11 protein-coding genes are annotated in these 13,930 nt (G+C 38.5%); 10 read left to right on the top strand and 1 reads right to left on the bottom strand.

Annotated features, from left to right (window positions below; translation table 11 throughout):
* Window positions 1-37 precede the first annotated feature (37 nt).
* From aepX to PO903_RS02625, 9 genes are all read left to right on the top strand, one after another.
* Window positions 38-1,636, top strand: coding sequence for a phosphoenolpyruvate mutase (gene aepX, locus PO903_RS02665; RefSeq protein WP_273592518.1), 1,599 nt, complete (start codon window positions 38-40; stop codon window positions 1,634-1,636).
* Entirely contained in the window at window positions 1,636-2,769 is a 1,134-nt protein-coding gene (gene aepY, locus PO903_RS02660) for a phosphonopyruvate decarboxylase (RefSeq protein WP_273594612.1), read from the top strand. Before aepX ends, aepY begins: the two co-directional genes overlap by 1 nt.
* The gene (locus PO903_RS02655) at window positions 2,762-3,454 is read left to right on the top strand and encodes a methyltransferase domain-containing protein (RefSeq protein WP_273592517.1); all 693 of its coding nucleotides are present in this window, start codon (window positions 2,762-2,764) and stop codon (window positions 3,452-3,454) included. The genes aepY and PO903_RS02655 overlap by 8 nt, the downstream gene beginning before the upstream one ends.
* The gene (locus tag PO903_RS02650) at window positions 3,448-5,283 is read left to right on the top strand and encodes a 2-aminoethylphosphonate aminotransferase (protein ID WP_273592516.1); all 1,836 of its coding nucleotides are present in this window, start codon (window positions 3,448-3,450) and stop codon (window positions 5,281-5,283) included. The genes PO903_RS02655 and PO903_RS02650 overlap by 7 nt, the downstream gene beginning before the upstream one ends.
* A 221-nt stretch (window positions 5,284-5,504) precedes the next feature.
* A complete protein-coding gene (locus PO903_RS02645; RefSeq protein WP_069328533.1) occupies window positions 5,505-5,702 on the top strand; it encodes a cold-shock protein in 198 nt (65 codons plus the stop codon).
* A 445-nt stretch (window positions 5,703-6,147) separates the two neighbouring features.
* Complete coding sequence (gene hpf / locus PO903_RS02640; RefSeq protein ID WP_069328532.1) at window positions 6,148-6,717, top strand: ribosome hibernation-promoting factor, HPF/YfiA family; 570 nt, start codon at window positions 6,148-6,150, stop codon at window positions 6,715-6,717.
* A gap of 391 nt (window positions 6,718-7,108) precedes the next feature.
* Entirely contained in the window at window positions 7,109-9,562 is a 2,454-nt protein-coding gene (gene secA / locus PO903_RS02635) for a preprotein translocase subunit SecA (RefSeq protein ID WP_069328531.1), read from the top strand.
* Between the two features lie 192 nt (window positions 9,563-9,754).
* Window positions 9,755-10,868, top strand: a protein-coding gene (gene prfB, locus PO903_RS02630) for a peptide chain release factor 2 (RefSeq protein ID WP_137225364.1) whose coding sequence is annotated in 2 segments (ribosomal slippage) — window positions 9,755-9,826 and window positions 9,828-10,868 — 1,113 coding nt in all. Because the reading frame shifts where the segments join, the coding sequence is not laid out codon by codon here.
* A 255-nt stretch (window positions 10,869-11,123) separates the two neighbouring features.
* Window positions 11,124-12,020, top strand: coding sequence for a YitT family protein (locus PO903_RS02625; protein ID WP_273592515.1), 897 nt, complete (start codon window positions 11,124-11,126; stop codon window positions 12,018-12,020).
* Window positions 12,021-12,210: 190 nt separating this feature from the next.
* On the opposite strand, the gene PO903_RS02620 is transcribed toward PO903_RS02625, so the two are convergent.
* Complete coding sequence (locus tag PO903_RS02620) at window positions 12,211-12,381, bottom strand: hypothetical protein (protein WP_161594325.1); 171 nt, start codon at window positions 12,379-12,381, stop codon at window positions 12,211-12,213.
* 430 nt (window positions 12,382-12,811) lie between these two features.
* Here PO903_RS02620 and argC point away from each other — a divergent pair, with 430 nt between their 5' ends.
* Window positions 12,812-13,864 carry an N-acetyl-gamma-glutamyl-phosphate reductase gene (gene argC / locus PO903_RS02615; RefSeq protein ID WP_273592514.1) on the top strand — a complete coding sequence of 351 codons (1,053 nt, stop codon included), beginning with the start codon at window positions 12,812-12,814 and terminating at the stop codon, window positions 13,862-13,864.
* Window positions 13,865-13,930 lie beyond the last annotated feature (66 nt).

Genomic DNA, 13,930 nt, shown 5'->3' with positions numbered 1-13,930 from the left:
GAATTACCACTAACTTAAAGATAAGGATGAAATAATAATGAAAAAAACGCAAATGCTCAAACAAATGATTACAAGCTCTGAACTTGATTTTATTATGGAAGCTCATAATGGGATGTCTGCCAAAATTGTAGAAGAAGCTGGATTTAAAGGCATCTGGGGAAGTGGACTCACCATTTCAGCTTCCCTAGGTGTACGGGATAACAATGAAGCTTCTTGGACACAAGTTCTTGATGTAATGGAATATATGAATGATGCTACAACACTTCCTATTTTGCTAGATGGAGATACAGGTTATGGTAACTTCAACAATATGCGTAGATTGGTTCGAAAGCTTGAGCAACGTGGCGTAGCCGGTGTATGTATAGAAGATAAATTATTCCCTAAAACAAACTCATTTATCTCAGGAGAAACACAACCTTTAGCAGATATTGAAGAGTTCTGTGGCAAAATTCAAGCGGCTAAAGAAACACAATTGGATGACGATTTTTGTGTAGTTGCACGCTTAGAATCATTTATTGCTGGCTGGGGACTAGATGAAGCTTTGCGCCGGGCAGAAGCTTACCGTTTAGCAGGAGCAGATGCGATTTTGGTACATAGTAAAAAGGCGGATAGTTCAGATATTGAAGCCTTTATGAAAGAATGGGGCAATCGTCATCCCATCGTTATCGTACCGACCAAATATTACTCTACACCAACTGATCAATTTAGAGATATGGGCATCAACATGGTGATCTGGGCGAATCATACGCTTCGTTCTGCTATTCAATCGATGCAACAGACTGTACAACAAATTTATCGTGATCAATCATTGATCAATGTAGAAGGTAAAATTACCACTGTTTCTGAAGTATTCAGCTTGCAAGGAGCAGATGAACTAAAAGAAGCAGAAAAACGCTATTTGCCAACATCCGGTAAAAAAATCAATGCGGTTATTTTGGCAGCAAGTCAAGGTAGTCTGGGTGAACTCACACAAGATACACCTAAAACGATGTTGAAAGTGAATGGTAAGCCGATATTGAGCAGACAAATCGATGATCTGAACAAAGTAGGTATTAAAGATATTGCTGTTGTACGTGGATTTGCCAAAGAGCAAATTGCGTTAAATAATATTGCAACGATCGACAATGATCAATATGCTTCTACACAAGAATTGAGTTCTTTGTATCTAGCGAAAGACAACATAGCAGGCAGTGCTACACTGATCAGTTATGGCGATATTATCTACAAAAATTACATTTTGAATGATTTGTTGAATGACGAAAATGATATTACGATCGTGGTTGATGCTGATCCTGAATTGTCTGGCAAGCCACAAGATTTTGTAGTCAGTGAGAAGCCTTATTCGCGCAATATGTATTCAACAGCAGTGAAGTTAATCCGTATTAGTGAATCACAAGATTATACTTCATTTAATGGAGAGTTTATTGGACTCTGGAAAGTCTCGCAAAAAGGCGCTGAAGCTGTTAAAGAAACATTAGAACTATTAGCACAACAAGCGAATTTCAATCAATTAACTGTGGTCGATTTGTTTAATGAATTAGTGAAAAAACACCCTGTAGCTATTAAATTTATTAAAGGAGATTGGCTTAATATTGATAGCATTGTTGATTTGCAAAAAGCAGGTGAATTGCTGTGATCGAAACGAAAGCATTTGGCGAAGAGCTAAAGCATTTAGGGTTTGACTTTTTTACAGGTGTACCTTGTTCGTTTCTCAAAGACCTTATTAATTATGCAATTAATGAATGTGATTATGTAGGAGCTGCAAATGAAGGGGACGCTGTTGCTATTGCAAGCGGTGCTTATCTGGGAGGACGTAAAGCTGTAGTGCTGATGCAGAACTCTGGTCTGACCAATGCAGTCTCGCCTTTGACTTCACTAAATTATACGTTTAAATTACCCGTGCTAGGCTTTGTAAGTCTACGTGGAGAAGTAGGCGTTGCAGATGAGCCTCAACATGAGTTAATGGGGCAAATTACGACTCAAATGCTTGATTTGATGCAGGTGAAATGGGCATATCTTGCAGAAGAATGGGAAGAAGCCAAAGCTCAATTACAACAAGCAAATGAATATATTGCTCAAAATCAAACGTTTTTCTTTGTTGTCAAAAAAGGAACGTTTAATAAAGAAGCTCTACAACAATCTACTCATTCGAAAACCTACCAATCTGCTAAAGTGAGTCGTCCTACCGATCAAGAAGACTCATTATTAACGAGATTTCAAGTATTAGATACGATTAATCGCTTGAAAGATTCCAGTTCGATTCAATTAGCGACGACTGGATTTACAGGCAGAGAGTTATATGAAGTAGAAGATTCAGCTCAAAATTTATATATGGTTGGCTCTATGGGTTGTATCAGTTCGTTGGGGTTAGGCGTTTCTTTAGCGCAACCTTCCAAAAAAGTGATTGCAATTGATGGAGATGGCGCTCTATTAATGAGAATGGGCAATTTAGCGACGAATGGACAATATGGACCTAAGAATTTGCTTCATGTGGTACTGGATAATCAATGCCATGATTCTACAGGTGGACAAGATACGGTGTCTGCTACGATCGACTTTGCGACGATTGCTGCTGGATGTGGATACAGCCATGTTGAAGTGGTCTACACGATCGAGCAATTAGAGACTACGATCACATTATGGCAACAACAGCCACAACTGACATTCATCTATATACCAACGACCAAAGGCGCCAAAGATAATTTGAGTCGTCCGAGTATTAAGCCTTATGAAGTGAAAGAAAGGCTGGTGAAGTATATCAATGGCTGATTGGAAAGAGATTTGGTCACGTACCCGACAACTTCCAGCAGAAAAACAAGATTTACAATTTTTAATTGAAGCAGATGGCTTTAACTCAGGTGCAGGCAAAATTGCTGCGCCTGATTGGCTAGCTTATATCGAATATGTCACTCAGTTAGCGCAGATTGTACCTAATGATTCTATTTATGAGATTGGTTGCGGTAGCGGCGCTTTTTTATATCCTTTTTATCAAAAAGGTCATGCTGTAGGTGGGATTGATTATTCTTCGAGTCTTATTGAGATTGCCAATAGGGTGATGCCTAATATGAACTTTGATGTTCAAGAAGCGTTACAATTAGATACTTCTCACTCCTCTGATGTAGTGATTGCTAACAGTGTGTTTCAGTATTTTCCTTCGTTGACGTATGCGACAGAAGTGATTGAACGTATGTATGCCAAAGCTAAGCGAAGAGTGATTTTGCTGGATTTGAATGATATTGCTTTTGAAGAAGAAGCATTGGCTATTCGCAAAGGGGCTTTATCTGAAGGCGAATATGAAGAAAAGTATAAAGGTCTGGATCATTTGTTTTATGATCGTCAGTTTATAGAGCAAGTAATGCAAGGCAAGCAGGCAATTGTTCATTGTAGCGACCAGCAGATTGATAATTATGGTAATAACAAATTCCGATTTAATGTGGTGATTGAGAAATGGTAAATACAGCCGTTATTCTAGCAGCAGGGTTAGGCAGTCGGTTAAAAGAACGAACAACTCATCAACCTAAAGGATTTGTAGAAATCGATGGACTGGCGATTGTAGAACGTTCTATTCAACAATTACTGGCTTCAGGCATCACACAAATTATGATAGGTACAGGTTATTTATCTGAATTTTATGAACAGTTGTCTGAAAAGTATCCAGCGATCACTTGTATCCATAACAAAGATTATCGGGACAGTGGAAGTATGTACACGTTATATCAAATGAAAGATGTATTAACGTCTGACTTTTTGTTGTTAGAATCTGATCTGTTGTATGATCCAACAGGATTGAAATGTCTATTAGACGATACAGCTGAAGATATGATTCTAGCCAGTGGGACAACTCATTCTAATGATGAAGTGTATATCGAATATGATCATAATCATTTTTTAGTGAATATGTCCAAACAGCTAGCTGAATTGAAAAGTGCTGATGCTGAGCTTGTAGGCATTTGCAAAATTTCTATCGATACGTATAAGCGGATGTGCCAATGGTCAGCAGATGTGTTTGCAGTACATTTGAAATGGGATTATGAACAAGCGCTTGTAGCTGTAAGTCAGCACAAACCATTACTAGTATACAAATTAGAGCGCTATGTATGGTGTGAGATCGATACCGAAGAACACCTTATACGGGCGCAAAATGAGATTTATCCTAAATTGCAACAGAAACCAAATGATACTTTACCTATTCGCCGTCATATTTTATTGAATCCGGGACCGGCTACCACAACAGATACAGTGAAATGGGCTCAAGTTGTACCTGATATCTGCCCGCGCGAGACTGAATTTGGTGAATTGATGAAATGGACAGCAGAGCAATTAACATCTTTAGTTGCTCCTATCAATCAATATACAACAGTGTTATTTGGTGGATCTGGAACAGCTGCTGTAGAAGCTGTGCTTAGTTCTGTGATCGGTGAAGGGAAATTACTGATTATTAGTAATGGGGCTTATGGCGAGCGTATGGCTGAAATTGTAGAAGCTTATGGGATCGATTACGAAGTGTTCTCAAGTTCACCTATTCTACCTCTAGTGCTTGATGAGATTGAACAAGTCTTACAACGTAACCAAAATGTATTCACACATGTAGCTGTGGTACATCACGAGACAACCAGTGGATTGTTGAATGATATTGATCGTCTAGGTCATATATGTGCACGTTACAATGTAGATCTTATAGTAGATGCGATGAGCTCATATGGAGCGATCCCTATTGATATGAAGCAGAGCCAAATCTCATTTCTCATATCTAGTTCGAACAAAAATATTCAGGGCATGGCAGGGATTGGCTTTGTGATCGCTAATCGTGAGAAACTCCAAGCTCTACAACATCACACCCCTAAAAATTATTATCTGAATCTATATAAGCAATATGCCTATTTTGAGAAAACAGGGCAGATGCGATTTACTCCACCGGTACAGACATTTTATGCATTAAAACAAGCGATCATTGAAACACAACGTGAAGGTGTAGAACAACGTTATGCGCGTTATACACGTTCATGGGAAACGTTGATCAAAGGCTTGGATCAACTAGAGCTTGAGTATCTAGTGCCTTTAGAACACCATTCCAAAATTATTACCACTATTCAAGAACCTGCAATAGCTGGATATGATTTTGACCATATGCATGATTATTTATATGAATATGGAATTACCATTTATCCGGGTAAAATAGGTCAATTATCTTCTTTCCGCATTGCAAATATTGGGGATATTAATCATCAGGATATCACGTATTTTCTTGAGAAATTAAAAGGGTATCTTGATACGATTCGTTAAAGTGAAATGGTCGCTTTAACAAGACTATTTACGAATAATGTTGAATATTGTATATTCAAATAGTGAAAATAATGAATTAACAATCGGAACAATATAATTGTAATAAAATACCATGAAAGTATTTACTTTACCAATTGACATTTACCCACCAAATTTGGTATATTTATAAATGTAGGCAATGTCTTACTCTACTTATTTGATAACGAAGGGAATGTTATTGCATGAATGGTAAAGTAAAATGGTTTAACGCAGAAAAAGGTTATGGTTTTATTGAGACTGATGAAGGCGGAGACGTATTTGTACACTTTTCTGCGATTCAAACTGAAGGTTTCAAAACGTTAGAAGAAGGTCAATCCGTAGAATTCGACATCGTTGAAGGCGCACGTGGACCACAAGCAGCTAACGTTATCAAATTATAATCATCCTTTTGGCATTTGCCGACCTACATAGGTATTATTGATGGTTACACATTTGACTATTACGCTAAGGCTCCGGAGACTCCGGAGTCTTTTTCTATGATGTGACAAGCTTATGAATAACTTAGGTACTTACTGATCAATAACTTTCAGTGATCTGTCACATAACAAGCGATTTAACAGGCAATAGATTGGTTAATGGAGAACAAGGGCGGCATAATAGATGAGCTATTTTCGATGCTATACCTGTTATAGACGAAAGTAGTTTTGAGGATTTTGCAAGCGTTTGACAGAAGTATCCTTATATACTCAGCTTTATCATATAAGGTCAGACGCGGGTACTCTGACGGCTATATTTGACAATGTAATGTCACTGCTAATTTGCACCAGTATCCTTTTTACATGCCGTTAACATCTATGTTATAATTCCCTAAAGGAGGAGTGCCTTATGAACTTTGCTATACGTGGTCAACAAATCGATGTTACTGAAGCTATGAAAGATTATGTGGACAAAAAGTTAGGCAGACTTGAAAGATATTTTGATTCACCTCCCGTTTCTGACGGAACGGTTACACTTAGTGTTAATCGTGGACAGCACACGGTAGAGGTTACTATCCCTCTCCCAGGACTTATTTTACGTGCAGAAGATCGCAGTGAAGATATGTATTCTTCAATCGACTCTGTAGTGGATAAGCTGGAACGTCAGATTCGCAAACATAAAACTAAATTAAATCGTAAATTCCGCCAAGAGGGAAGCTTGAAATCCTTCTTCGTAGAAGATCCTACGGCTGCTGCACTTGCTGTTGCTGAGGATGCGGATATTGAACATGAATTAGATGAATTGGAAGTTGTCCGTAACAAACGCTTCTTATTGAAGCCTATGGACGTTGAAGAAGCGATCTTGCAAATGAATATGATTGGACATACATTCTTTGTATTCTCCAACGTAGACACGCAAGAGGTAAACGTAGTTTATCGTCGTGATGATGGTAAATACGGACTTATTGAACAAGAATAACTTTTAATTGATATAAAATCAGAGCTTATCCTTCGGGATAGGCTCTTTTTGCGTGGAAAAATTGTACAACCCGCTCTACAGTACGGTATAATAAGACTTGAATGATTTAAGAAACATTTTGTGTTCTTTTGCGTAATAAGTAGAAGAAGTTCTCAAAAAACGATGACGAACATCATATGGATATAGTCAGGCACGGGATATATTGATCTTGTGCCCTATTGAAATTTTATCATATGTCAAAGAAGTATAGGAAATGCGCTGTTTTGTTGCGGCTTTTCCCTGAAACTGGTACAATTTATTGCAACTGAGGTTATTGAATAATCCCCCATAAGCGTTACGGTATTTGCATTATTCAATAATCTATCTCTGTTTTGCGCGAAAGGGGTAAACCATGCTAGGACTTGTAAAGAAAATTTTTGGCGATACCAATGAACGTGATGTTAAACGTCTATTGAAAACCGTCGAGATCATTAATAAAATGGAACCGGAATTTGAGGCACTGTCTCATGAAGAAGTGCAAGCCAAAACGGCTGAATTCCGCGAACGTCTGGAAAAAGGAGAAACACTGGATCAACTATTGCCAGAAGCATTCTGTACTGTACGTGAAGCTTCCAAACGTGTGCTAGGCATGCGTCATTTTGACGTACAATTGATCGGTGGTGTCGCTCTGCATGAAGGAAGAATTGCAGAGATGAAAACAGGTGAAGGTAAAACACTTGTAGGGACACTTCCTGTATATCTAAATGCACTTGCTAGTAAAGGTGTGCATGTGGTTACTGTTAATGATTATTTGGCTCAACGTGATAGTCTACAAATGGGTCGCATTTATAACTTCTTAGGCATGACGGTAGGGGTTAACCTGAACGGTATGCAACATGACGAGAAGCAAGCGGCTTATGCTTGTGATATCACTTATGGTACAAATAATGAATTTGGATTTGACTACTTGCGTGACAACATGGTGCTATACAAAGAGCAAATGGTACAACGTCCATTGTACTTCTGTATTATTGATGAAGTGGATTCGATCTTGATCGATGAAGCTCGTACACCACTGATTATTTCAGGACAAGCACAGAAATCGACTGAATTGTATTTTGCTGCGGATCGCTTTGTTAAAACATTGAAAATCGAAGATGATTTTAATGTGGATATTAAAGTAAAATCGGTAGCTTTGACTGAAAAAGGGGTAGAAAAGGCTGAGAACTTCTTCGGACTTGAAAACCTGTATGATAATAAAAATGTAACTATCAATCACCATGTAGTACAAGCGCTTAAAGCAAATACGATTATGCGTCGTGATGTGGATTATGTAGTCGCTGATGGTGAAGTATTGATCGTTGATGAATTTACAGGTCGCTTAATGGCTGGTCGTCGTTATAGTGATGGTCTACACCAAGCGATCGAATCGAAAGAATCGTTAAAAGTACAAAACGAAAGTATGACGCTTGCTACAATCACGTTCCAGAACTACTTCCGTATGTACAAAAAGCTTGCAGGTATGACAGGTACAGCGAAAACAGAAGAAGAAGAATTCAAAAAGATCTATGGTCTAGAAGTACTTCAAGTACCTACTAACCGTGTGAATCAACGTGAAGACTTTGCTGATGTTGTCTATAAGAGCGAAGAAAGTAAATTCCGCGCTGTTGTCGACGAAATCGTTGTACGTCATGAGAAAAACCAACCGATCCTTGTCGGTACGGTATCGATTGAGAACTCTGAACGTCTTTCTGAAATGTTGAAACGCAAAGGCATCAAGCATCAGGTTCTTAATGCGAAATACCATGCAGAAGAAGCAGAAATTATTGCACGTTCTGGTCAACCGGGTACAGTAACAATCGCTACCAATATGGCTGGACGTGGTACAGATATTTTACTTGGCGAAGGTGTAAAAGACACAGGTGGACTTCATATTATCGGTACAGAGCGTCATGAGTCGCGTCGTATTGATAATCAGCTTCGTGGTCGTGCCGGTCGTCAAGGTGATCCAGGTTCCACACAGTTCTATCTTTCTCTTGGTGATGAGCTGATGAAACGCTTCGGTGCAGATAATGTAATGAATATGATGGAGAAACTAGGCTTTGAAGAAGACCAGCCTATCGAAAGTCGTATGATTACACGTGCTGTTGAATCCGCTCAAAAACGTGTTGAAGGTAGTAACTTTGATATGCGTAAAATCGTTTTGCAGTATGATGATGTGATGAACAAGCAACGTGAAATCATTTACAAACAACGTCGTGAAGTATTAGAATCCGATAATATTCGTGAAGTTGTATTGCAAATGATCAAGCCTTGTATTGAACGTATCGTCGAAGTACATTGTAATGACGATATCCCTGAGAACTGGGAACTTCAAGCGATTGCTGATTATGTAAACAATAACTTCTTACAAGAAGGTACTATTACAGAACAAGAACTACATGAGCAAGAAAAAGAAGAGATGGTTAACTATCTGTTCGAGCGTGTAGAACTTCGTTACTTGCAACGTGAAAAAGAAATTGGCGAAGAAATGGTTCGCGAATTTGAAAAAGTAGTCGTTCTTCGTGCAGTTGACCGTAAATGGATGGATCATATTGATGCGATGGAACAATTGCGTCAAGGTATTCATCTTCGTGCTTATGGTGGTACAGATCCTTTGCGTGAGTATCAGTTCGAAGGCTTCGAAATGTTTAACCAAATGATCGCTGAAATTCAAGAAGAAGTCGCTACTTATGTGATGAGAGCACAAATTGCAAGTAATCAGGAACGCGAAGCCGTTGTAGATGAAAGCAAAATGAGCACAAGCGGTGGCGAAACGGCTGAAAAACGTCCTTCTCGCGAAGAACGTCGTCGTAGACGTAAATAATTTATAATCAATTTAATACAAATATTTAGATTTGTTGTATCCCAAGAGACACTCACCATTATCGTGGGTGTCTCTTGTTGGATCAATGAATCGCTATCTATAACGCTTGGAAGTAAAAGCGTTAATGGTTTAAATAAAAGAAGATTTTTGCACAGCAAAATATCTATTCATTATGAAGAGGTGAATGTACCAATGATCGATCCGAGTATAAAACATGATTTACGTGAAATGGCTACCAAATTATCTAACCTTAGGGGGTCTCTTTGACTTAGACCTGAAGCGTGAGCTGATTGCTAACTTTGAAGAGAAAATGTCTGCACCCGGGTTCTGGGATGATAACGAATCGGCACAAGAAGTCATTTCTGAAATGAATGCTGTTAAAGGTGCTGTAGATGATTATCTAGAGCTTCAACAAGAGCATGATGATGCTAGCCTAATGGCAGAATTAGCAGATGAAGAAGATGATGAATCACTGGCTAAAGAAGTAACCGAAAGTGTGAAAAAGCTTGTTCGTAAAATCGAAGCTTTTGAATTGCAGTTACTGCTAGATGAACCTTATGATAGCTTAAATGCTATCTTAGAACTTCACCCAGGAGCAGGCGGAACCGAGTCGCAGGACTGGGGCGAAATGTTACTCCGTATGTACAGACGTTGGGCAGAGAAAAGTGGCTTCAAAGTGGAAGTTATGGATTATCTTGCTGGCGATGAAGCTGGAATTAAAAGCGTAACGTTGCTAATCAAAGGACATAACGCTTATGGTTATCTCAAAGCGGAAAAAGGGGTACACCGTCTTGTACGGATATCACCATTCGATTCTTCAGGTCGTCGTCATACTTCATTCGTATCTTGTGATGTGGTGCCAGAGATTACGAATGACTCTACGATTGAAATTCGTACAGAAGATTTGAAAATTGATACGTATCGTGCGAGTGGTGCCGGTGGACAGCATATCAATACTACCGATTCTGCTGTACGGATTACGCATTTACCTTCTGGGGTTGTTGTTACCTGTCAGAGTGAACGTTCACAGATCAAAAATCGTGAACATGCGATGACGATGTTACGTTCCAAATTAGTAGAACGTAAAATTGAAGAAGAACGTAAGCAATTGGATGAGATTCGCGGCGAGCAATCAGAGATTGCTTGGGGTAGTCAAATTCGTTCTTATGTATTCCATCCATATAGCATGGTCAAAGATCACCGTACTTCTGTCGAAACAGGAAATATTGGTGCAGTGATGGATGGAGACTTAGATCCATTTATCGATGGATTTTTACGCAGTAAGCTCAAAATTGAAGTTGAATAATAATCGATCGTTTAAAGTCTGGTATGAGAGTTATCTTTCATATCAGGCTTTTTTTGTGCTTCAATTACCCAAATAGATCTACTTTTAGTCTATAGCGATATAAAGATTTCTATATTTGATTAAAAAGATGGTGGCGAAGCAAAACATCTCTGCTACACTACGGTACTGTATGTTCTTTTCAAATAAATAGGGTTGCGTTAGAATAAGAAAGCTATGTAACTTTATGCAAAATAATGAGTACAGGAGAATATAGAAATGATCATGCAACCTCGCACAGGACAACGCAGACGTAAACCACCAATGATTCCATTAACAGGACCTCTTCGCAACAGTTGGGATATTTTGTTGATTATCGTAGGGGCTTTTATTATGGCACTGACGTTTAACCTGTTTTTATTACCCAATCATATCGCTTCAGGAGGGGTCTCCGGGATATCGATTATTGTTAACCAACTGCTTGGGATCGAACCCGCTTATATTCAGTGGCTACTTAATATTCCTTTATTTATCGCAGGTGTTATTTTACTAGGTAGACAATATGGAATGCGTTCGTTAATCGGAACGATTGTGCTACCTCTATTTGTCTATCTGACGAGTAGTTTTCCTGTGCCTACCACTAACCCTTTATTAGCAGCATTGTATGGAGGGATTGGAGTCGGATTGGGACTTGGGATCGTATTTCGTGGACGTGGTTCGACAGGCGGATTATCTATATTAGCGCAAATTATTCAAAAGTATACTGGATTCAGCATGTCTTTTTGTGTGATTTTGACAGACGGTAGTGTTATTGTATTCGCAGGATTATTACTCAAGCCAGAACAAGCATTATATGCATTAATTAGTCTGTATATCACCAGTAAAGTGATCGATGCGGTAGAGCTAGGATTCAGTAACTCCAAAGTAGCGTATATTATCACCAACGATATTGAGAAAATGCAAACAGCGATTTTGAATGATCTGGATCGTGGGTTAACAAAGCTTAATGGTGAAGGCGGATATACGGGTGACGAACGAACCGTATTAATGGTCGTCATTGGACAGAATGAAGCCAGTCGTCTTAAAACGATTGTACGTTCTGTTGATCCAGATGCTTTTGTTATTATCAGCAATGCCCAAGAAGTATTAGGTAAAGGATTCAAAATGACTGGATAAAATAAAAAATCCTTTTCGCCATATCAGCTTAGAACTCATTAGGTAAGAGTTCTAAGCTGAGAAGCGAAGAGGATTTTTTTATAGTGTACCGGGTCAGAGCAATAGATTATAAAGGTGCTGTCTAGGTACTGTCTGGTATAGTTCTAATCATCTTTAATCTTATAAGCTAAAACTATTTTTGTAGTATGTATTAGTTAGTTTTTCTTTTCAAAAGATAAATGACGGCATAACCAATTGCTAAAATAGCTACACTGGCTAGACAAGCAAGTACAATCGAGATAGTAATAGTTCCGCTTAATAAGTAACCCACAAGCAATCCTGTGAGAAAAGCAGAAATTAGATTAATCGCTATATTCCTCATCTACAGAATCCTTTCTCTTTATCAAATGGTATATCAAGTATTAAAATAAAATGGTAAATAATGTTTTATAGATATCATAGCATGATATATGTACAAATGAATAGCATAGATGAATAAGATCATTTTAACGATATAATTAGTAATATCAGACAAAAGTATAGATTAAAAGTAAAAAAGACCTTTTCTGAAATTTAATCAGATAAAGGTCTTTTATTCGTATATAATACAACTAAAATAGATAAGATATCGTATAGATGCATAAAAGTAAGAAATTTATTCATAAAGTTGTATTTATATTAACATCGATGTATAATAATACACATCTTATTTATTCGGACTGAAATGGAAATCGTTGTTATGGAAATGGAAAATTGCTTATACATGGATACAGTAGATCGATGATCTTATTTGAGTACAGGAGGAGTTCAACTTGAATCCAACTAAACAAAGAGTAGCTATTGTAGGTTCCACCGGCTATGGCGGGGTGGAACTGATTCGTTTTTTACAGCATCATCCGCATGTCGAGATTACTTCGGTTATTTCTGCATCTAGCAGTGGATCACCCATGTCGGATCAATTTCCTCATTTAGGCGGAGTTATTGATATGGACTTAGACGGAGTCGATGCATTAGCTACGGCTGCCAAAGCAGATATTGTATTTACCGCAACACCTTCAGGAGTGAGTAGCACTTTAGTTCCACAATACTTAGAAGCAGGGTTGAAAGTCATTGATTTATCCGGTGATTTTCGCCTAAAAGATAGCAGTACTTACGAGCAATGGTACAAGCACGATGCACCCGCAGATCACTATTTAGCAGAAGCGGTGTACGGATTATGCGAGCAAAAGGGTAATGATGTACAAGATCAGCGTCTAATCTCGAATCCGGGTTGTTATCCTACGGCTACATTACTTGGATTAATGCCTGGTGTGGAAGCAGGATGGATCGATCATAGCTCTATTATTATCGATGCGAAGTCAGGTGTATCCGGTGCAGGACGTGGAACGAGCTTAACAAGCCATTATGCAGAAATGAATGAAAATTTTAAAGCGTATAAATTAAATAAACATCAACATATTCCAGAAATAGAGCAAGTATTGTCTGGCGTTACTGGAGAACCTGTGGTTGTCACGTTTAGTACTCAATTGGTACCGATGACACGTGGAATTATGACAACGATGTATGCAACGATCAAAGGCCAACATAATGAACAAGATTGGATCGATCTGTATCGTGAGTATTATTGTGATCGTCCATTTGTACGTATCCGCAAGCAAGGCAACTGGCCTTCAACAAAAGAAGTAGCTGGTTCTAATTATTGTGATATCGGATTCGCCGTAGATGAGCGCACAGGACGCATTACAATTGTGTCTGTGATCGACAATCTAGTCAAAGGCGCCGCAGGACAAGCGATCCAAAACTTAAATCGTATGATGGGCTGGGAAGAAACACTAGGTCTAAAAATGGTCCCTGTTTATCCATAGTGCTTGGCAATATAAGCACGACCCAAGTTCAATAAGAAAAAGATTTTTGCAAAGCAAAATATCTAG

It is taken from the genome of Paenibacillus sp. PK4536 (genome assembly GCF_028594455.2).
GTDB classification, from domain to species: domain Bacteria; phylum Bacillota; class Bacilli; order Paenibacillales; family Paenibacillaceae; genus Saccharibacillus; species Saccharibacillus nuruki.
This window is presented reverse-complemented; position numbering and strand designations above follow the sequence as displayed.

What these genes read in the sequence shown, in the direction of transcription:
- secA (WP_069328531.1), top strand. Translation starts at nt 7,109, where the DNA reads ATGCTAGGACTTGTAAAGAAAATTTTTGGCGATACCAATGAACGTGAT.
- PO903_RS02655 (WP_273592517.1), top strand. Translation starts at nt 2,762, where the DNA reads ATGGCTGATTGGAAAGAGATTTGGTCACGTACCCGACAACTTCCAGCA.
- PO903_RS02620 (WP_161594325.1), bottom strand. Translation starts at nt 12,381, where the DNA reads ATGAGGAATATAGCGATTAATCTAATTTCTGCTTTTCTCACAGGATTG.
- PO903_RS02625 (WP_273592515.1), top strand. Translation starts at nt 11,124, where the DNA reads ATGATCATGCAACCTCGCACAGGACAACGCAGACGTAAACCACCAATG.
- PO903_RS02650 (WP_273592516.1), top strand. Translation starts at nt 3,448, where the DNA reads ATGGTAAATACAGCCGTTATTCTAGCAGCAGGGTTAGGCAGTCGGTTA.
- aepX (WP_273592518.1), top strand. Translation starts at nt 38, where the DNA reads ATGAAAAAAACGCAAATGCTCAAACAAATGATTACAAGCTCTGAACTT.
- hpf (WP_069328532.1), top strand. Translation starts at nt 6,148, where the DNA reads ATGAACTTTGCTATACGTGGTCAACAAATCGATGTTACTGAAGCTATG.
- PO903_RS02645 (WP_069328533.1), top strand. Translation starts at nt 5,505, where the DNA reads ATGAATGGTAAAGTAAAATGGTTTAACGCAGAAAAAGGTTATGGTTTT.